Source organism: Chelativorans sp. ZYF759, from assembly GCF_012911015.1.
Classification (GTDB): domain Bacteria; phylum Pseudomonadota; class Alphaproteobacteria; order Rhizobiales; family Rhizobiaceae; genus ZYF759.
In genome coordinates this window covers 1-19,260 of sequence record NZ_WVVV01000016.1, presented here as the reverse complement: position 1 = coordinate 19,260, position 19,260 = coordinate 1, and the positions used below count along the sequence as shown (strand labels likewise).

Sequence of the window (19,260 nt, the reverse complement as noted above, 5' to 3'; positions counted from 1 at the left end):
GGTTCAGGATTGTTCAGGCCGCTTGGCGTCACGATCGGCAGATGGAATACGTCGTAACCGGCTATGGGCCATCGCGAGCACGAAGCTGAAGACAAAGAGCATCGGCAGCATGAACAGCGCCGGCAGCAATCCGCGACCCAATCCGATCCCGAAGAGGCCGTGGCCCGCCAGACCAAAAAAGGCGGTCGCCATCACCAGCCACGCCATCGTGGCAAAAGTCGCCGCCTTTGCCAACGCTGTCCGACCTGGCAGAAAATCGTGCAGGCGCGCGTAGACAAAGCCCCAGATGACGGCCCCGGTCACATATGGCATGGCTGAACCCAGAGCTCCTGGAACGATGTTGCCGAGCAACAACTGGAGATCACGATAAGGCTGAAACTCTGGCAGGATGCCGGAGGCCTCCTTCACGCCCATCAACACGAGATGAATTGCCAGCCCTGCGAGGCCGGCAAACACCAGTATGGCCAGATGACGCAGCAGGTTTCTGGCGAGGCTCATCGAAGCTCCGGTTCCATGGCTGCTCTTCGACGGCTCACTTCAGCAGGTACTTGAACAGAGCTGCGATCGCCAACGCGAACAACAGCCCGATCAGCAGCACCCAGATCCAACCCAGACCTGCGAAGCCACCCATCATTGCGCCATCCAGCATCATCGCCTTCGCTCCGTTCAAACACAGCTAGGGATTCCAGTTGGTGGAAGGTCAAGCGGCCAGCCAGATTGACTCCTCTGCCTCATTCCTCGGCCTGACGGACAAAACCCGGATGGCGATTGAAGGCGAGCCGCTGCACTAGCGAACCATCCACGGTCTCGATCTCGGCGATCACCGTTCCGTCCTCGCCACGCTCGACGGCGCCGATGCGGAGCCTCGGGTTTCCATGCTGAAGGAGTTGCATCTCCAGCCAGGCGCGTGCCGTCTCTGGCGTTGTTTCTTCCGGCTGCCCGCCGGGAAGGCCATAGAGCCAGCTACCGTGACCTGCACGCTCTCCCTGCACAGCGCCTCGCCCCATCATACCATGGCGCATTTTGCTTTGGCCTTGCATCATTTCCTGCATCATGGGGCACCTGCCCATCATGCCCTGCATGCCGCCACCCATCATGCCGGGCATCTGGCCCATCATCATACCCGGCGACATTCCGCCCATCGTGCCGTCGGGCGACGTATCGGGCGTCCCCGCCTCGGCAGCCCCAGGCAGAACGCTGTCTGCCTCCGGGTGATGGGCGTCATGTTCCTCTTCAGCCTGTGCCCAGGAGGGCGATGTTGTGCCGAGAGCCAGAAGCAGGGAGAGCGCCGTGATTGCTGCAAACTTGGTGGTCATCAGTAGATCCTCCATTGGTGGTCCTGTTTCGAAGGCAGGCGGCGCGATCTTGTCGCGCCGCCCTTTGTGTCAGGCTTCAAGAGGGCAGAACGCTATGCCGTTCGGGCCGCGCCCGACCGGGATGTCGATTGCCACGGTGCCCTGCCGACGGTCGATGATCGAGACCGTTCCGGCAACGATGTTGGTCACAAACACCCAGTGACCGTCGTCGCTGACCGACACGCCATGCGCGCCGGCGCCGGTGCGGATGGTGTCGACTACCTTGCCGGTTGCCACCTCGATGACCGAAACCGTATCGGAAGGGTCCTCGCTGCTACCCTCATTGGCGGCGTAGACCAGCTTGCCGTCGGGCGTCGCGTGAACTTGTATCGGACCCCGCCCGACGCCGATCGTGGCGACGACCTCCTGTTTGTCGGTGTCGATGACGGCCACGCTGTCTGCGTCCCTGAGCGAGACATAGGCCTTGCTGCCGTCGGGCAGGAAGCCAACCTGGACCGGCGCCTTGCCGACCGCGATCCGGGCAGTCTCCCGCCGCTGTTCTACATCGATCACGGAGACGCTGCCGTCGAGCACATTGGCAACGTAGAGTTCGCGACCGTTCGGGCTCAGTCGCAGTCCGTGCGGATAGCGACCGGTACCCACCGTTGCCACCGTCTGCCTGTTTTCGAGGTCGATCACGGACACCGTATCGTCCCCGGCATTGGTCACGAAGGCTAGTCGCGAATCCTTGCTGGCCACAACATGGGCAGGATGGTCGCCGACCTTGATCTCGGCAATTGGTCCGTCCCCAATCTTGCGTGGGTCGAAGACGAGGAGCTTGCCCTCCGCTCCATTGCCGTGGCCGTGCGCATCGCCATGGCCGTGTTCGCCATCCGATGGCTCGCCAACCGCCAGAAGCAGCCGCCGATCTGGGGTCAGGTCCACATTGTGCGGGGCAATCGGAATGGGAACCGTCAGCACCTCGCCATTGCGGATGTCGATCATGCTGATCGAACTGCCATGCTCGTCGGCGGTGAATATGTGTCCGACGAGGCCTTCGGGAAAGTTTTCTACCGACTGGCGGATTGCCTCCGCCTCGCCATGGGCGGCTGCAGTCGGCGGCCGATATGCCGCCGCAAATCCAAATGCTGCGGTGATCGCCAGAAACCGGCGGCGAGAAACGAAAATCGTGTTCATTGTCCTATCTCTCTGTCTGGAATGTGCCACCGGCTGGTCCGGCAGTCGATTTCCGCGCCGCGTGGGACGCGGAGGCTCAGGCAGGGACAGAGAACCGAGGAGGCCTGATGTCGGGAACGGTTCGGTGACCGCCACGGAAGTCGGTCAATGTGGCAATGAATCCGTCGTCGGGGTGCCACATCACACCGTAGTCTTTCGCATGCCGGAGTGTGCAGACCGGGCAGTTGCTCATCGCCGCACATTCCGGATCAGCGGCATGATCCTGCGCGCAAGTCTGCTGATCCGCGGCCATGGCATGATTGATGCTGGCTTGGTCGGCATGCGTTCGCGCGTGATGATCGCCAGCAACGACGGGCAGAAGGACGAGCGCAATCGACAGCAGAATGAGAGCCCCAAGCCGTAGCGCCGGGAGAGAGTCCGCGCTCAGCGGCAATCCATGTCGAATAAGGCGCGTGGGTTTGGACAACTCGATTCACCTTCGCTGCATTGTGCAGTCTGGATCACGCAGACGACGACCACATTGATTAATGTCAAACAATCTGACCACTCCATCCTGACGGCTGGAGCTATAATGGCGTCCATGTCCTTCCGAGCCGTGGATGTACGATTAGTGGCTCCCACTCTCTGCTCCCGACAAGAACAACTGGTCTAGCTGAATGCCTGGATTCCTGCGGCGATGGCTATGTAGCAGCCATCGTGTGGCCCAGGCACGATCCCGAAATCATCGAACACTGGCACGAGCCGATCGAGCACAGCCACCCTCTGGAGGAAGGAAAACATTATGCTCCACCCCTCATCGAGCCTGCCGCCGACGGTTCGATGCGGCATAAACACGGTAGCATCGGGCATGCGCATGCCTTCGTGATCGACGATCACCACCAAGTGTGGCCGAAGCCTTGATATCCGACCAGAAAGGAGACAGACGAACACGAAGGCATATGGTCGGTAGGAGAGAGGCTGAGAACGCCATCTCGTATCGCCTGGGGCCCTGAGTGCGCGCGTGGGCTATAAGTTTTCGTTGAAAAAAGCTGGCCGCTAAAGGTAAGCAGACCGACCGCTTTCAGGTGCCGCTTCAACGATTGCGAAAGTCGGGAATTGGGCGCATTGCCGTCGAAGTGTGGCTTGCTACCTGAACGGCCGCTTTCTCAGCTTCTAGACCAGGAGCAGTCGGGCGGGCTCCACCAGTAGCACGGTCGAAACAATATGTGTCGCCTGACCTCTCAGCCGGTGCCCTTGAGATTCACATCGAGCGAACGCACAGAGAGAAACTAGTGAACGTTTGTACCGATTTTCGACTTTGCAGACAGCAGAAACATTCGGTTGTCGGCGCCTGCGAACAGCAGGCGGAGGCGAATGGATCGCGATCCTCAGCATGCTCTGGCCGCACACTATCGAGGCCAATTCCTACCATTGGCCAAAGGGTCGCCACTCTTCTGGATTCTTGCGTCTTGCAAGGGTTCACCAGGGACATCCGGCACATATCCAAGAGCATCGATCAAAGTGCCGACCACCTCATGATGGCCGTTCAAATTGATGAGCGCCAGATGGTAGTCGTGCCGTAGATGTTCACCATCTTGTTCGGCGGCCTGATCTGGCACCCCGGCTTGCAGGCGATCGAACAGTGCCTGGGCGTGCTGGAGATAACGCCTGTTCTGGAGAATGATTTCGACGGCAAGTCGCTCAAGCTCGGATTCAGAGAGGTTCTTGAGCAGGCTGGTGATGGATCGTTGCCCCGACGGTGCTAGCACTCGGTTTCTGATTGGACGCTCATCGCTCATGAAATTCCCGCGGCTTGGTTCGCGGTGCGCCCCCGCGAAAGATAAGACCATGACCCCAAGCCGGGGGTTAGAAAACCGCCACAGACGGTCCCTGCGACCTTTAGCACGGGTGCCTGGACATACGTCGCAGGCCCCCGGCCGATGGCCAGAGGATCCTTGGTGTCGCGTCAGCCGACACCAGCTCTGTGGTGGGGTTTCTAAGCCCCGAGGCGGCGCGTACCGCCTCGGGGCAACTTATATGACATGGTCATGCCGAAGGCCAGCAGCGTCGCGGGCAGGTGCTTCAGACCAGAGCTGCGGGCGCCAGTTCCGGCAAGGCTGGGGTCGCGAGCACTGCTGGCGGCAGATCTCCCACCGTCCCGAGGCGCCTGCGCATGTGGTCCGTCATTTCGAACAGCCCGGCATAGGTCATGGACTTGCCGATTCGGGTGGGCGCGCCGATGATTTCGAATGAGCAGTTTGCCGTCCGGAAAATGCGGGCCATCCGGGCATCGAAGACCGAGACCACATGCTCGACGCCGGCCTGCTGGCATACCTCCACGATTCCGCACAGAAGTTCGATCGTCACGCGGTTAACGATGTGATTTGCCTGGGATCGTTCGCCGGTGGTCATGATGGCTGGATTGACAGCAAAACGTGAACTCTCCCAGATAAGAGGGCTTTCCGGTGCCCCGCCCGGCACGAGGACCGAAAACACATCTCGCAGCATGTTGGGGCCGGTCGTCGGCAGCAGGCGAACCGCGCCTTGCAAAGCGCCTGTCTGTTCGTGGACGGAGAGGAGATAGAGCGGGTTTTCCGCATCAAAGCGGTCGATTTCCCGGCCATCCGTAACGGAGACTTCCCACCCGAGACGGCCAGAGAAGACCTCGGCGCGCATGAGAAACATTTCGTCCATGATCTCAGCGTGGAGACTGCGTTCAATACCTTCGACAATTCTGATCATCGCGCTTGTCCTCGCGTTGGTTGACAACGCGAGGAGGCGTAGAAGACGCTGGAAGCCGCAGTAATCCGGCACTTCGGCCGGATTTACGGGGTAGTCCAAAGCAGGCCAGTCTTGACGGCTTTGGCCACCGCATGGGTGTTGCTGGACGCCCGGAGTTTATGCCGGGCGCTTTCAAGGTAGCATCGCACGGTGTGGAGCGAGAGCCCAAGGATCACTGAGCATTCCCATGCCGTCTTGCCTTCAGCAATCCACAGCAGGCATTCGCGCTCCCTCGGCGACAATCTGACATCGGGGATCGGGGCACCCTCAAGGTCGAGCAGAACGGCGTGCACATGCACAGCGAGAACCTGGAAGTCGCGCATGGAGTGCTTCTTCCGCAAGCGCCAGTCACGGTCGCTCACACTGCTCGTAACCGAGAACAGAGCCCTGTCACCGCGTCGGCCATGCACGGGAATTGACAGGCCTCGGCGGCCGACGCCAAACTCCTTCGCCTCGCCAAAGAAATTTCGGATGCGGTCGGTGGGCGAAGCGAAATCTCGCCAATCGATCGGCAGCATCCGGCGCATCCCGACCTGAACGACCGGGTCGATCTCAACGTAGCGCTCCGCCTTGTACCGCTCGATCCAATCGAGAGAGTATGTCGCCGCTACATATGGCTCCCGTTGCTGTTCACCTTTCCCGATGCCCGCGCCGAGATACGCCACGGTCGTGAGGCCGTAGGTCTCGGCAATCTGCTCGAACAGCCTTTCCAGATCGAGAAGATTGCCCACTTCCTCGATTTCTGCCAGCAGGCGGGTGAATTTGTCTCCTGTCATCGGTACCCAGGTAATTGTTGCGGTATTGCGCCTGTCTGCAATCGGACCACCCCTGCCAAGCGTCTCCGACAAGACCTTGAGGCCGGCGCTCTCGAATTTCGTTGTGGCAGAGGCGGACAGAAGTGAGGTGGTCGTATTTGCGGACAATGAAGCGCTCATCTGCAGCGTCGCTCACCGTGAATCTTGCCGCAAGGTAAACCTTCCCAAATCGGGCAACGGGATAGACAAAATGTTCTGCACCGCCAGCCGCATCCACCAAGCGAGATTCTCGGGTGGCCACGATGCTCCGCCAGTTCGAGGGTGCCTGACCGACGAAGCAGCATTCGTCTCGTTGGCGAAACGCGAGCCTGGAGAATGCCTCGCGGTCGTATTCACGCTATACCGGCTTCAGCGCCGAGGAACCCGCTCATTTGGCCGCGAACAATCGGTAGGTGAATTGTCAATCTGCAAATAGCAGAACCGGATCAATAGCCGTTCCATAATGTAAATTACGCGACATCACATCGACCATAGGATGGACAGCGGCGCCGCCTGCATTTTTTCGCCGAAAGGCGTCACGCGATCATGGTCGTGAAGCACCAGTCCGCGCACAAACCGATCGCCGACTGCTTCTTGAAGCTGGCGTAGTCCCCGAAAATCATGCGGACGCACCGTCGCGGAAGCTTTGACCTCGATTCCGATGATCCGGCCGCGTCGATCCTCGATCACGACATCGACCTCATCCTGATCCTTGGTCCGGTAGTGCGAGAAGGACACTCGCCGCTCCGACCAGGATGCGAGCTTCAGGAGCTCCGAGAGCACAAAGCTTTCGAGCACGGCACCGAACCGCGTCCGGTCCTGCCCGAGCGCCTCTTCCTCGTCCTCACGCAATGTCGCAAGGAGCCCACTGTCGAGGAAATGCAGTTTCGGCGTCTTGATAAGCCGGCTCAGCCGATTGCTCGACCAGGGTTTTAGGGTTCTGACCAGAAAAAGCCGCTCGAGGATCGCCACGTATTTCTGTGCCGTCACACTCGACAGGCCGAGAGCTGCGCCGAAACTGGAATGATTGACCAGTTGCCCTGCGTGTTCCGCGAGTACGTTCAGCAGGCGAGGCAACCGATCGAGCTGGTCGATGTTGGCGATGTCGCGAACATCCCGGTCGAGGATCTGCGTCACATAGTCTTCGAGCCATGCGCTGCGCCGCGCATGACTCGGCCTACGCAGCACTTCCGGATAGCCGCCGCGCAGTACGAGTTTGAGCAGTTCGTCCCCGAATACCGTACCCTCCTCGGCCGAAGGCTCTTCACCTGAGAACAGTCGGTCCAGAAGGCGCCCTGGCGTGGAGTGGATCTCCGATTGGGCGAACGGCAGCAGCGAGATTGTCGCCATCCTTCCGGCAAGAGAATCGGCGATCGCAGGCACTGTGGCTATGTTGGCGGAGCCGGTCAAAAGAAACCTGCCCGGCTGATCGTCGCGATCAACGCTCTCCTTTATCGCCAGCATCAGCTCGGGGGCGCGCTGGACTTCGTCGATCACAGCCTTCTCGATGCCTCTGACGAAACCGACGGGATCGGCGCGGGCCGCACTCAATGCGCCTGCGTCATCAAGGGTGATATAGGGTCGATCCGAACCGGCGAATTGCCTGGCGAGAGTGGTCTTTCCTGCCTGGCGTGGGCCAACGATTAGGACAACCCGCGTGTCGGCGAGTGCCGACTCGACGAGCGGTCTCACCTTGCGGTCGATGATTTTGCGCGGCGTAATTGAACTGGTCATTCGTCCATTCTTAATGCAAGAGCCGTCCAATTTAAAGTGAAACGTCGACTGATTTTTGATCTGGTTGATAGATCGACGAGCCCGACGCTTCAACTGCCATAATGTCGCCAATGGCCAGTTCGCTGATCTCGGGCTATGACACCGACATCCTGCGGTTACCCCTCAGCCACATGGGCGGTCAAATGATCGGCAGCTTCATCTCGGAAACGAACTGCTGCACGATTTCGACCTCGAGCCGGGGATCAGCACATTGCTGGATCAATTCGGCATTGATCATCCGATGTCCTCCTATGTGTTGAAGGCCATGAGCAGGGGCAGGCCGAACAGCGACGCCCATGCTTCGGCACTGGCCTTCTGGATCGCGACGATATTGGTCTCGCCGGTCCACCAGCCATTGCCGGTCGCGACGATCACCTCGGGACCATAGACCATCGATTGCAAGACCGGCCAGATGATGAGCTGTTCGTAGCAGATCAGCAGGGCAATCCTGACGCCGGCGAACTCGACGACCGGATTGGCGAAGAAAAGCGCGTTCGCGCCGCCGCTCGTCCAGGGCTGCCACATCGACACAGGAACCGGCATTCTTTCCCGGTAGAGAACCCGCGACCCCTCGCCCGAAATTTCGACCATGACATTGTCGTAGCCCTGTCCGTCGAGGACAATCGCGCCGAGATTGACGGTGACGTCGAGATCTTCGAGCTCTCGGAGCCAAAGCCGCTCGACCGTGGGGGTCCACATCCCGGCAGCGCTCTCTGGCAGAACCACAACCTTGCGGCCCTTTGCTGCAGCAGCCTTCACGGCAGCGATGGTCTCCTGATGCTGGAAATACCCGGCATATTCCCCGAGTTCACCCCCGAATTTCGTGTCGACACCCACCCAACCATAAGGCAGATTCGGCGTGGTCCAGGTTGCGGCGGACCAGGCAAACGCTCCTCCCAAGACGAGCGTGGCGATCGGCCAGACCTTCGTCGTCATGGCGAGGAGGCCGATCGCTGCCGCCGCAAGTCCCCACCACCCCCAACCGGGAAACACGATTCCAGCGGCGGTGATCGGATGCGCCCAGCCGACGATGCCGAATGGCGGGACGCTCATCAGGATCGCAGCAGCGGCATAGCGCAATGCCCTGACCCATCCCGGCCGCGCCGTCCAAAGCATGGCATGGACATAAACGAAGCCGGCCGAGGCGGCCAACCAAAGCGCAAATCCGGCGCCCATGCCGCTGCCGTAGAAATTGACGACACCCTGCGGCAGGCCGCGCGAGGCGGCCAGGAAATACCCCACCGAGACGATGGCCGCAGTGAGCCGCGAGGGAGAGAACGCCCACAATGCAGGAAACGCGAAGGCCAGCGGCAGCGTGAGCGGATGGCCGCTCCAGCCGATCGCGCCGACGGTGACTGCTAGGGCCGCTAGCATGGCCGGTTTCAAGCTGTCACGGGTCAATGGTGAGGACCGGACGGGCGAGACCGAGGAGCCCGGCGGCCGGGATCGGCCCGAAATATCTCGAGTCATAGGAACCTGCATATTCGGAATGAAGAAAGAGATGGCCGGGCGGCACGGCGCCGCCAACATGGGGAAGAAGTGCCCTGCCCTCGGCGTCCGTCTCCCGAACCTCGGATCCCGCGAGCGGCGCTCCGTCGATGCTGATGGCGCTGGCGATCTCGACCTGTTTACCTGGTGTCGCCACCACCGTCTTGATCAGCGGGCTGCACCAGCCCGGACACAGGCCCGGGCGCAGATAGCCCCGCTCGAGGGCGAGCGCGAATGCTTCGGTTTGAGGCGGGCAGATAAAGACCAGATCGCCGATGGCGGTTTCGCGGTCGAGCGGCACGATGCGCCAGATGCCGAGCGCATAGCTCGGTGTCAGGTTGAGCCGCAGACCGCCCAAATGGCCCGCCGCAAACAGGCCGAGGACAGCGGCCCCGCCGATGCCCAGAATGATGATCGCCAACCCCCGCCGCGTCATTTGAGCACCTGGGACTGGCGCTGCGACTGGCGCAACGCCTCGGTCTCCTTGAGCGCCTGGACGGTCCGCTCGTGGGCGGCCAGTTGCTGACCGGCACGCATGATCGGCCAGGCCGCCGTCAGCTTCTCACGCTCGTGGGCGGGCAAACCACTGGCGGCCTTCTTGAACACCTGACCCTCGATATCCCTCGCGGCGTTCGCGAGCAGTGTGCGTTCGCCGAAGCGCTCGGATACCGCCTTGTTGAACCCGTCGATTTCGGCCTTGGCCATGCGGTCGGCCAGTGCGAACCCCAGGGCGGCCGCAAGGTCGTTGCGGTCGATTGCGTCGCGGACCTTTTCGAGGACAACGCTGGCGCCGGGCGACAGCGCGGGGATATCGATCGAGACGCGAAGGCGCAGTGCCTTTTCGTCGGCTTCGAGCCGGCGCGTGGCGGCCTCGCGCAAGCGGATGTAGCGCTCGATCTCGCGCTTGAGCGCCGGCACATTGATCTCGGCTTCGCGCCTCGCTTCGCGATCGGCCCGACCAGCAAGAAGCCCTTCGCGGCCGCGCAGTGATCCGATCGTCTCTGGCGCGCGTTCAAGCTGGCCGAGACGCTCCGAGGCAGTCGATGAATCGGACAGCATGGCATCGAAGCGCATAGCCCGAAACGCTGCCTCGGGGTTGGCGAAGACCAGGCGGAAGCGATCGGAGACCTCTTCCCATTGTTTTGCCACTGCGGGGTCGGCATGCGCCTTCTCCGCGACAATCTCGGAGACGGGTTTAGGGAAGGCCGTGATGCCCTTGACCATCGGTTCGAGCTCCCTGTTGGATCTGACGGTGGCGGCTTGGCGGCGATCGACGAAGCCGAGTCGTTCCCCGACCGCGCGCAGTTTGCGGCCCAGATCGGAAAGACGCCGCTTCTGGCGTAACGTCCATTCGAGCCGGTCACGGGCAAGCGTTCGCGCAACGCGCATGAGATGCAGGCCGCGATTGTTGGCAAAGCGGAGCGCCTGGCGGTAGAAGCGGCCATTGGCGTAGTCGAGCGTCGTTTCCTTGGCATTCCGTTGCGACAGGATCTTTTCAAAGCCGCCGGCGATCTGGAAGGATCGCGCGCCGTAATGCACCTCCAGATCCTCACGGTGCCGGGTCATCGCCACATAGGTCAGGTGCCGGTCCAGCGAGAGCGAGGCGAGCACCTTGACGCGGTCGATGGTTGCGCCCTGGCTTTTATGGATTGTCGTTGCGTAGCCGAGATCGAGATTGCGATAGAAGCGGTCCTCGACCGTAATGCGTCGGCTACCCTCGCCCTCGCCGATCTCGGCGACGATCCTGCCTGGGTCAGCTTCGACCACCTTGCCGATCATGCCGTTCTTCACTTCGAGCGAGCCCTCATTCTTGAGGAACACGATCTGGTCACCAGCATCGAAATGCCGGGTCCCGTCCTCGGTCCGGAACGCAAAACCTTCGCCGACAATGCCGCGTTCGACCATTTTTGCACGGGCGAGAATATTGAGCGTGCGCACGTCCCGCCGCAGATGGGCCAGGATGAGCGAGGATCTTTTGGGATCGTAATCGCGGTTCCAGGATGCAATCAGGTTCTCGACGGCTTGAGCCTTCAGCTTTGCCCCGATGACCCTGCCATTGGCCTTGTAGGCGTCGAGCGCAGAGCTGACATTCCCGCGCGCCAGATCGAGCGATGCGGCGCGCATCCAGGCTTCCTTCTGGCGGTAGATCGTCTCCAGTTCAGCATAACCGGTGCGCTCGACGATGGCGCGGAAGGCGGCCCCCGCCTCGATCGGCTGGAGCTGTTCGGCATCGCCGACAAGCACCATTTTGGCCCCTGCCCTCGATACGGCTTCGACGAAGCTCGCCATCTGCTTCGAGGCGACCATGCCGGCCTCGTCCATGACAAAGACAGTTGTCGAGTCGATCCGGTTCCGGTTGTCTTTCCAGGCCAGCTCCCAGGAGGCGAGCGTGCGCGAGACGATGCCTGCTTCCTTCTCCAGCCCCTCCGCCGCCTTGCCGGCGAGGGCTCCGCCGACCACCGTGTAGCCGGCGACCTCCCATGCCTCACGCGCCGCGCGCATCATGGTGGTCTTGCCGGCACCCGCACGCCCGACAACGGTCGCGATCCGCGCGCGGCCCGTAACGTGCTCGATCGCTATTCGTTGCTCGTCCGAAAGCCGCGCATGCCGCGCAAAGATCCCCGCCAGCACATTCTCCCGGACGCCATGCGAAATTGCCCGCGAGAGGAATGCGGCACGCTTGACCATCTCGGATTCGACCCGGATCGTCTCGCGTGTGGTGAGCTTGGCTGGCACTCGCGCGCCGGTCGCAAAGTCGATGGTTCCGGTTTCGAGCCTGAGACAATCAGGGCTTTGGAGAATGCGGGTGAGGAGTTGCTGGAATACGCCGGCATCGTCGACATAGCGGTGCAGCACTTTTGCGATGTCACGCTCGTCGAAGACGCTCTTTTCCCGTGAGACGAGGTCGAGGACAATTTCGGGTCGGGCAATGATGCGCTTGGCATTGATCTCGCGGGTGCGTGCGTGCTGGCGCAGCCGGTCGAGCTCGGTTCCCATGCCCTCGCTCATTGCCTTTCGTCCGATCGCCTTGGTGGCGGTGCCGATATGGGTCGTCGGCACGAGGTCGATACCGCGCTCGGCATAAGAACGCCCATCGACGCGGATCTCGAAGCCACCGAGAGCGAGATGCTGGTTCTGGAGATCAAGCCAGCGCTGGCGCTGTTCGAGGAATTCGGCCTTTTCTCCAGCCCAAAGTCGATACTTAATTTTTCCGGTCTTGGTGCGAACCGGCTGTCCGTCCGGTCCGATCTCGGCAACCTTCTTTGCCCCGAACCCCGTTTCGGTGAGCGGCCGCAGGCTTGTCATCAGATGGATGTGGGGATTGCCCTGATCCTCGTGATAAACCCAGTCCGCGACCTGGCCGCGGGCAAGCACCTGCTCGTGGACGAACTGGCGAACAAGCGCGATGTTCTGCTCCTTCGATAGCTCGACCGGAAGAGCGATGATGAACTCCTTGGCGAACTGGGCATCAGCGCGTTTCTCAAAAGCCTCGACCCTGTTCCAGAAGGCCTCGGCTGCACCGGCAACGGAACGGTCGGCAATCATCTCGCGCGCCCATGTTGGCGCATCGGCGGGAAGCAGGAACTCTTCATGGGCGAGGTTGCGCTTGGCCGAATAGTCGACCATCCGCGCCTCGGCCCCATGTTCCATCTTCGCGCAGTGCCGGTAGGCGGCCGACAGCACCGCGCTGCGCCCGTCCGAGCGTCCGATGATCTGGGGCGTGAAATGCGTGATGGCCAAGACGACGATCGCTCCCGAGGTGTGAATCGGACTGGGGGTTCCGCCGATCTGCCCCGCACTATCGGGGGCTGGGCGAAGCACGTCGCATCAGCGACGTATTACTGCGCCCTTGGAGGCATTCCTTCGGAACGCCGGGATGATCTCTCAAAGCGTCGGCTTCGCCGACCCGGCATTTGTGCCGGGTCGCGCTGTGCGCGATCCCGGGGGAATCTCGACATCGCCAACGGGCGAATGATCGAGAAGGAAACAACCGGAATGAAGAAGCCGTCATCAAGGATCAGGGAAGAGATCGCCAAACTGCAAGAGCAGCTCAAACTTGCTGAGACGCGCGAGGCAGAGCGCATCGGACGGCTCGCACTCCGAGCGGGCCTCGGCGATGTCACTGTCGAGGACGGCGCGCTCGTTTCCGCCTTCGAGGAAATCGTAGGGCGGTTTCGCAAGGGGAGCGGGCGAGCCTCGAAACCCAGCGCCCCGCAGGTCGCGCCTGGCGCGACTCCGGGGCCGGCTGGCGAGGCTTGAGCGGATGCGACAGGCAAGCCAGACCGAAGCGCGCAAAAAGGACACGCGCGAGAAGATCCGGCTTGGCGGGCTGATCGCCAAGGCAGGTTTGCGTTATGAGAAGCGCGCGCTGCTGCTGGGCCTTCTAATCGATGGTGCTAACCGCATCAGGGCGGACGAGAAGGAACGCGGCAGGCTATTGGCGATTGGGGAAAAGGCGTTCGTCAATGACCCCGACTAGGATCGCCATGCTGGTGGTGCCCGGTGTGCTGATGACGACCATGGTCGTGTTGCTCAACGGCATCGAACACTGGATGGCGAGCTTCGGCACAACGCAGGACGCCCAGCTCGTGCTGGGCCGGGTGGGGATCGCGCTGCCCTATGTCGTGGCTGCGGGCACCGGGATCGTCATCCTCTTTGCAGCAAAGGGCTCGATCGCGATCCGAAGCGCTGGCGCTGGCGTGATGATCGGCTCGATTGCGATCGTGATCGTCGCCATTGTTCGGGAGTTTGTACGGCTCGAGGCGCTCCTCGAGGCCGTTCCACCAGAAAGCAGCATCACCCACTTCATCGATCCGGCGACATCAATGGGTGCGCTCGTCACCACCATGACCGGCGTCTTCGGCCTGCGTATTGCGATGCGCGGAAATACTGCGTTCGCGATGGCCGCGCCTCGTCGGGTGCGGGGCAAACGCGCCATTCATGGCGAGAGTGATTGGATGAGTATCCCCGCGGCTCGCCGCCTCTTTCCCGACACCGGCGGGATCGTCCTTGGCGAGGCTTACCGCGTCGACAAGGACGTGACCGGCGAGCGCGGTTTCCGCGCCAATGACAAGGAGAGCTGGGGAGCGGGCGGCAAGTCTCCCCTGCTCTGCTTTGATGGTTCTTTCGGCTCCTCGCACGGGATGGTCTTTGCCGGTTCGGGCGGCTTCAAGACCACCAGCGTCACCGTGCCGACGGCGCTCAAATGGGGCGGCGCGTTGGTCGCTCTCGACCCGTCCAATGAGGTTGCGCCGATGGTGATCGGGCATCGGCGAAAGGCTGGACGCTCGGTGTTCGTGCTCGATCCCAAGGCGCCTGCGACGGGATTCAATGTGCTCGACTGGATCGGCCGTTTCGGGGGCACGAAAGAGGAAGATGTGGTGGCGGTTGCCACCTGGGTCGTGACCGACACGGCACGCCAGGCCTCGATCCGCGACGACTTCTTCCGCGCGTCTGCGCTCCAGCTCATCACCGTTCTGATCGCCGATGTGTGCCTGTCCGGGCATACGGAAAAAGAACACCAGCATCTGCGACAGATGCGGGCAAATCTCTCTGAGCCAGAGCCCAAGCTGCGCGAGCGGCTGCAGCTGATATATGACAGTTCGCAGTCGGCTTTCGTCAAGGAGAACGTCGCCCCCTTCATCGCCATGACGCCGGAAACCTTTTCGGGTGTCTATGCCAATGCGGTCAAGGAAACCCACTGGCTGTCCTATCCAAGCTATGCCGCGCTCGTTTCCGGCAACAGCTTTTCGACCGATGACCTGGCGGACGGCAACACCGATCTGTTCGTCAATCTCGATCTCAAGACACTCGAGGCGCATCCAGGACTGGCGCGCACCATCATCGGTGCGCTGGCGAACGCGATCTACAATCGGAATGGGGAAGTGAAGGGGCGCACGCTGTTTCTGCTCGATGAGGTCGCCCGGCTCGGCTATCTGCGCATCCTGGAGACCGCGCGGGACGCCGGACGGAAATATGGCATCAGCCTGTTGCTGCTCTTCCAGGCGATCGGCCAGATGCGCGAGACCTATGGTGGCCGGGACGCGACCTCGAAATGGTTCGAATCGGCCTCGTGGATTTCGTTTGCCGCAATCAACGATCCGGAGACCGCCGACTACATCTCGCGACGATGTGGCAACACCACCGTCGAGGTCGACCAGCTCAGCCGCACGTCCCGAATGGCGGGATCGTCGCGCACACGCTCCAGGCAACTGGCGGCGCGACCTTTGATCCTGCCCGAGGAGGTCATGCGCATGCGCGCTGACGAACAGATCATCTTTACAGCCGGCAATGCTCCGCTCAGATGCGGCCGCTCGATCTGGTTTCGCCGGGCGGACATGAAGTGCGTCGTCGAGAGAAATCGCTTCCATGATAGTGACTGACAACCGGCGGAAACGTGAAGTGACTGTCACCCACCCGAGATCTCCAATCGATAAACATCGGCTCGGGTCGTCTATACAGGTGTTTCGGCTTCGGGGTGGATGGACTAAGCCGCTCGCGCGGCAATAGCGCTTGTAACAGGCGGTGCGCCTACTGATTGACCGTGGTTCTTTGTGTTTCGGGGTTCCCGGCCTGACGATTGGGGTGTTCTCAATCATTAGACAGGAGGTTCCCGTGAAGGAGGAGAGGACCACCCCACTGCGCGCGCGCATGATCGAAGACATGCGCATCCGTGGAATGGGCGACAAAGCCCAGGAGGCCCATATCCGGGCCGTCAAAGACTTCGCCGGGTTTCTGAGGCGATCACCAGACACCGCGACACTCGACGACCTGCGCGCCTATCAGCTGCACATGACGAATGCCGGGGTGACGCCCTCGATGTTTAATGCCCGGATCGTCGCGCTGCGGTTTTTCTTCGGCGTCACCTGCGGACGCGAAGAGATGAAGCGGCATATGCAGTTCCAGCGCAACCCGCGGAAGCTGCCTGTCGTCTTGAGCGTCGAGGAGATTGCCGAGCTGATGGCTGCGGTTCCCGGGCCGGGTCTGAAGTATCGCGCAGCGCTTGGCATCAGCTACGGTGCTGGCTTGCGGGCCTCAGAGGTTTGCCACCTCAAGGTCATCGATATCGACAGCGAGCGCATGTTGATCCACGTCGAGGAAGGCAAGGGCGGCAGGGATCGCAAGGCCATGCTCTCGCCGGCCTTGTTGGATCTGCTGCGCGAGTACTGGCGGGAATCGCGGCAGCGGGGATGGCTGTTTCCGGGCCAGCCGAAGATCAATCCGCTGTCGCCGCGTCAGCTCAATCGAGCCTTCACCTCGGCCAGGCATAAGGCGGGCATCGCCAAGCCCGCCACGCTGCACACCTTGCGCCACTCCTTCGCCACGCATCTCCTGGAGGCAAACACCGATGTGCGGGTGATTCAGGTTCTGCTCGGCCACGCCAAACTGAGCACGACCGCCCGCTATGCCCATGTCGCCACCAAGACGATCCGCAACACGGTCAGCCCGTTCGAGCGCCTGAAGCAGTTGCAGGATCAGACCCTCAGACGCGGGTTGGAGTGACACGCCGCCGGGGTGTCCCGGCCGAAGCTGGAGATCGCTGACATCTTCCGCGCCCATGGGCCTGCATGGCGGCAGGCCAATGCCGGGCATGTCAGTCTGAGCCAGCTCAAGGTCATGTCGGCGATCGAGGCCTGCCGGACCGAGGCGCTCGGCGGGCATGTGGCGGCTTGCGCCAAATGCGGCCACCAGCACATCGCATACAATTCCTGCAAGAATCGGCATTGCCCGAAGTGCCAAGGACCGGCTGCGCGCGACTGGATGGCCGCCCGTGCCGAAGACCTGCTGCCGGTCGAGTATTTCCATGTCGTCTTCACTCTGCCGGCACAGATCGCGCAGATCGCCTATTGGAACAAGAAGGCGGTCTATGACCTCCTGTTCCACGCTTCCGCGCAAACGCTGACCACCATCGCCGCCGATCCGCGCCACCTCGGCGCCCGCATCGGCATGACCAGCGTGCTGCATACCTGGGGCTCGGCGCTCACCCATCACCCGCACGTGCACATCATCGTGCCCGGCGGTGGGCTGTCGCCGGATGGCACGCGCTGGATTGGCTGCCGTCCGGGGTTCTTTCTGCCCGTGAAGGTTCTGTCGCGGCTGTTTCGACGGCTGTTCATCGACGGGCTGCTGGCGCTGCATCGCGCACGTAATCTGGTCTTCTTCGGTGACCTGGCCGGGCTGGCTGAAGCTGACACCTTCGCCGCCTGGCTTGCCCCCTTCCGCAAATCCGAATGGGTGATCTACGCCAAGCCTCCGTTCGGCGGTCCCGAGGCCGTGCTGGCCTATCTCAGTCGATACACCCATCGCGTGGCCATCTCTAACAGCCGCCTGATCAGCGCCGATGCCGAGACGGTCACCTTCCGTTGGAAGGATTACCGGATCAAGAATGGCGACCATCAAAAGGTCATGCGGCTGGCCACCGGCGAGTTCATCCGCCGTTTCCTGATCCACGTACTGCCCGACGGCTTCCACCGCATCCGGCATTACGGCCTTCTCGCCAGCGCCGGCCGCAAGACCACGATCGCAAGGATCCGCGCCTTGCTCGGAGCGCACACCGCCAGACAGGGTAATCCGCCAAGCGCCGAGATCATCCCGCTCACCCTGAGAGAGCCATGCCCCGACTGTGGCGGCCCGATGCGCATCATCGAGATCTTCCGACGCGGCCAGAAGCCCAGATCCCGTGCACCACCAAGGGAGCAGGCAGCATGACGAGCCGCCCGTCATATCGGCCAAAGCCGACCCGGAAAGACACAGCATTCCGGGATCGCATCGGTTTGCGCCACATAAGGCTGAGCACCACAAAACAGTCGGAACCGCCAGGAAGGAGACCGTCAGGGCTGCTGCCCATCATGTCATCACACGCGCTCGGGCCGGCCCGTCTTCTTCTGCAGTCAGCATCAAACTCCACACCAGACACCTGCGGCCGCGCGCTTTCCCCATAGGTCCCACCCAGCCCACGCGGCTTCCTCCTTCCAAGGTTTGTCAACGCGGGCCGCCAATGCCAGCGGCAAACGTTGCGCTGCGGCCCGCATCGAAAAACCTTCAGGGAAGGGGACTGGCAGGTTTCGGGCGGCTCAGCGGAGATAGCGGCCGTTCAGGAGGCGACCCCGCTGAAAAAGGTATGCACGAGGCCGAGACCAACGGCGAATGACTTTGAGTCGTCATTGCCGGCATTGCGATTCTTTGGTTGAATGAGGTTCGAGTGCCACTAGCCGCCAGCGTCTCAGGAGGTTCCAATTATGGATGGCAACATAGCGGGCAGTCCACAACTCGATACGTCAGGCGTTTATCTCTCCAGCGCCGTTGCGAGCGAAGTGCGCTGGATGGGCGAGACCTGCACCCATTTCTTGGCCACCGGCAAGACCACCAGCGGTCAGTTTTGCTTAGTCGAAGAGACATCGAAGCGCGGCGAGGCCGTCCCTTTGCACAGACATGAGAAGGATGTCGAATCCTTCTATGTGCTAGATGGGGAGATCACCTTTTATATTAGTGGCCAAGCCGGAATCCGCAGCGGCCCGGGTTCATTTCTTCATGTGCCTGCTGGGGCAATCCATGGGTTCCGGATCACTTCGGACACCGCACGCTACCTTATCTTCACCACGGCCCATCACGGCGAGTTCTATCGTGCCATTTCAGCACCTGCGGGCGCGGACGGGCTGCCCGCAACCCATGACGTTGACTGGGACAAGGTCATGGCGACGGCTCAGGACTTCGGGATCGAATTCATCAGTGAACTGCCGGACGAGTGACCGAAATTCGGAGCGGCAGCTTTCGGGAGGCCGCAAGCGACTTGCGATCGACCGCAATGGCGAAGGGTTTCGGGTGCCGTCAGGCGTACGAAAGCCTCTCATGCAGGAACCCGCGGGCGACAGTCGATATCTATGGGGATTTCGATTTGCGGCTGATGTCGGCGATGGCGCGACCGTCATGGGGAAGCGGCAGGATGGATGCGG

The 19,260-nt window shown here is 61.7% G+C and carries 18 protein-coding genes; 7 read left to right on the top strand and 11 right to left on the bottom strand.

Going from position 1 to position 19,260, the window contains the following annotated elements; translation table 11 throughout:
- Positions 1-3 precede the first annotated feature (3 nt).
- The 3 genes from GRZ55_RS19330 to GRZ55_RS19320 form a co-directional block, all read right to left on the bottom strand.
- Complete coding sequence (locus GRZ55_RS19330; RefSeq protein WP_169288602.1) at positions 4-498, bottom strand: DUF6789 family protein; 495 nt, start codon at positions 496-498, stop codon at positions 4-6.
- A gap of 233 nt (positions 499-731) precedes the next feature.
- Positions 732-1,316: a hypothetical protein gene (locus GRZ55_RS19325; protein WP_169288601.1), complete on the bottom strand. Its 585-nt coding sequence runs from the start codon at positions 1,314-1,316 to the stop codon at positions 732-734.
- A 69-nt stretch (positions 1,317-1,385) separates the two neighbouring features.
- Positions 1,386-2,492: a YncE family protein gene (locus tag GRZ55_RS19320; RefSeq protein WP_169288600.1), complete on the bottom strand. Its 1,107-nt coding sequence runs from the start codon at positions 2,490-2,492 to the stop codon at positions 1,386-1,388.
- A gap of 124 nt (positions 2,493-2,616) precedes the next feature.
- Here GRZ55_RS19320 and GRZ55_RS19315 point away from each other — a divergent pair, with 124 nt between their 5' ends.
- Complete coding sequence (locus tag GRZ55_RS19315; RefSeq protein WP_169288599.1) at positions 2,617-2,895, top strand: hypothetical protein; 279 nt, start codon at positions 2,617-2,619, stop codon at positions 2,893-2,895.
- Between the two features lie 245 nt (positions 2,896-3,140).
- On the opposite strand, the gene GRZ55_RS19310 is transcribed toward GRZ55_RS19315, so the two are convergent.
- The 8 genes from GRZ55_RS19310 to traA form a co-directional block, all read right to left on the bottom strand.
- The gene (locus GRZ55_RS19310; RefSeq protein ID WP_169288598.1) at positions 3,141-3,374 is read right to left on the bottom strand and encodes a hypothetical protein; all 234 of its coding nucleotides are present in this window, start codon (positions 3,372-3,374) and stop codon (positions 3,141-3,143) included.
- 506 nt (positions 3,375-3,880) lie between these two features.
- Positions 3,881-4,270: a transcriptional repressor TraM gene (locus GRZ55_RS19305; protein WP_169288597.1), complete on the bottom strand. Its 390-nt coding sequence runs from the start codon at positions 4,268-4,270 to the stop codon at positions 3,881-3,883.
- A 283-nt stretch (positions 4,271-4,553) separates the two neighbouring features.
- Complete coding sequence (locus GRZ55_RS19300; protein WP_368856648.1) at positions 4,554-5,285, bottom strand: acyl-homoserine-lactone synthase; 732 nt, start codon at positions 5,283-5,285, stop codon at positions 4,554-4,556.
- A gap of 11 nt (positions 5,286-5,296) precedes the next feature.
- On the bottom strand, positions 5,297-6,187 hold the full coding sequence (locus tag GRZ55_RS19295; RefSeq protein ID WP_169288596.1) for a LuxR family transcriptional regulator: 891 nt from the start codon (positions 6,185-6,187) through the stop codon (positions 5,297-5,299).
- A gap of 339 nt (positions 6,188-6,526) precedes the next feature.
- Positions 6,527-7,780 carry an ATP-binding protein gene (locus GRZ55_RS19290; RefSeq protein WP_169288671.1) on the bottom strand — a complete coding sequence of 418 codons (1,254 nt, stop codon included), beginning with the start codon at positions 7,778-7,780 and terminating at the stop codon, positions 6,527-6,529.
- 288 nt (positions 7,781-8,068) lie between these two features.
- A complete protein-coding gene (locus tag GRZ55_RS19285; RefSeq protein ID WP_169288595.1) occupies positions 8,069-9,193 on the bottom strand; it encodes a conjugal transfer protein TraB in 1,125 nt (374 codons plus the stop codon).
- Between the two features lie 16 nt (positions 9,194-9,209).
- The gene (gene traF / locus GRZ55_RS19280) at positions 9,210-9,743 is read right to left on the bottom strand and encodes a conjugative transfer signal peptidase TraF (RefSeq protein ID WP_169288594.1); all 534 of its coding nucleotides are present in this window, start codon (positions 9,741-9,743) and stop codon (positions 9,210-9,212) included.
- Complete coding sequence (gene traA, locus GRZ55_RS19275; protein WP_169288593.1) at positions 9,740-13,048, bottom strand: Ti-type conjugative transfer relaxase TraA; 3,309 nt, start codon at positions 13,046-13,048, stop codon at positions 9,740-9,742. Before traA ends, traF begins: the two co-directional genes overlap by 4 nt.
- Positions 13,049-13,303: 255 nt before the next feature.
- Here traA and GRZ55_RS19270 point away from each other — a divergent pair, with 255 nt between their 5' ends.
- The 6 genes from GRZ55_RS19270 to GRZ55_RS19245 all read left to right on the top strand — a co-directional run bounded on the left by GRZ55_RS19270 (position 13,304) and on the right by GRZ55_RS19245 (position 19,056).
- Positions 13,304-13,567, top strand: a complete 264-nt coding sequence (locus GRZ55_RS19270) for a TraC family protein (RefSeq protein ID WP_169288670.1) — start codon at positions 13,304-13,306, stop codon at positions 13,565-13,567.
- 4 nt (positions 13,568-13,571) lie between these two features.
- Complete coding sequence (gene traD, locus GRZ55_RS19265) at positions 13,572-13,787, top strand: conjugal transfer protein TraD (RefSeq protein ID WP_169288592.1); 216 nt, start codon at positions 13,572-13,574, stop codon at positions 13,785-13,787.
- A complete protein-coding gene (traG, locus tag GRZ55_RS19260; protein WP_169288591.1) occupies positions 13,774-15,690 on the top strand; it encodes a Ti-type conjugative transfer system protein TraG in 1,917 nt (638 codons plus the stop codon). Before traD ends, traG begins: the two co-directional genes overlap by 14 nt.
- Before the next feature lie 232 nt (positions 15,691-15,922).
- Positions 15,923-16,810, top strand: coding sequence for a tyrosine-type recombinase/integrase (locus tag GRZ55_RS19255; RefSeq protein WP_169288590.1), 888 nt, complete (start codon positions 15,923-15,925; stop codon positions 16,808-16,810).
- A gap of 12 nt (positions 16,811-16,822) precedes the next feature.
- Entirely contained in the window at positions 16,823-18,016 is a 1,194-nt protein-coding gene (locus GRZ55_RS19250; protein WP_169288589.1) for an IS91 family transposase, read from the top strand.
- A gap of 530 nt (positions 18,017-18,546) precedes the next feature.
- Positions 18,547-19,056 carry a quercetin 2,3-dioxygenase gene (locus GRZ55_RS19245; protein WP_169288588.1) on the top strand — a complete coding sequence of 170 codons (510 nt, stop codon included), beginning with the start codon at positions 18,547-18,549 and terminating at the stop codon, positions 19,054-19,056.
- The last annotated feature ends 204 nt before the right edge of the window (positions 19,057-19,260 follow it).

Coding starts and splice junctions, on each gene's coding strand:
- GRZ55_RS19330 (WP_169288602.1), bottom strand. CDS start 498: ATGAGCCTCGCCAGAAACCTGCTGCGTCATCTGGCCATACTGGTGTTT.
- GRZ55_RS19325 (WP_169288601.1), bottom strand. CDS start 1,316: ATGACCACCAAGTTTGCAGCAATCACGGCGCTCTCCCTGCTTCTGGCT.
- GRZ55_RS19320 (WP_169288600.1), bottom strand. CDS start 2,492: ATGAACACGATTTTCGTTTCTCGCCGCCGGTTTCTGGCGATCACCGCA.
- GRZ55_RS19305 (WP_169288597.1), bottom strand. CDS start 4,270: ATGAGCGATGAGCGTCCAATCAGAAACCGAGTGCTAGCACCGTCGGGG.
- GRZ55_RS19295 (WP_169288596.1), bottom strand. CDS start 6,187: ATGAGCGCTTCATTGTCCGCAAATACGACCACCTCACTTCTGTCCGCC.
- GRZ55_RS19290 (WP_169288671.1), bottom strand. CDS start 7,780: ATGACCAGTTCAATTACGCCGCGCAAAATCATCGACCGCAAGGTGAGA.
- GRZ55_RS19285 (WP_169288595.1), bottom strand. CDS start 9,193: ATGCTAGCGGCCCTAGCAGTCACCGTCGGCGCGATCGGCTGGAGCGGC.
- traF (WP_169288594.1), bottom strand. CDS start 9,743: ATGACGCGGCGGGGGTTGGCGATCATCATTCTGGGCATCGGCGGGGCC.
- GRZ55_RS19270 (WP_169288670.1), top strand. CDS start 13,304: ATGAAGAAGCCGTCATCAAGGATCAGGGAAGAGATCGCCAAACTGCAA.
- traD (WP_169288592.1), top strand. CDS start 13,572: ATGCGACAGGCAAGCCAGACCGAAGCGCGCAAAAAGGACACGCGCGAG.
- traG (WP_169288591.1), top strand. CDS start 13,774: ATGACCCCGACTAGGATCGCCATGCTGGTGGTGCCCGGTGTGCTGATG.
- GRZ55_RS19245 (WP_169288588.1), top strand. CDS start 18,547: ATGGATGGCAACATAGCGGGCAGTCCACAACTCGATACGTCAGGCGTT.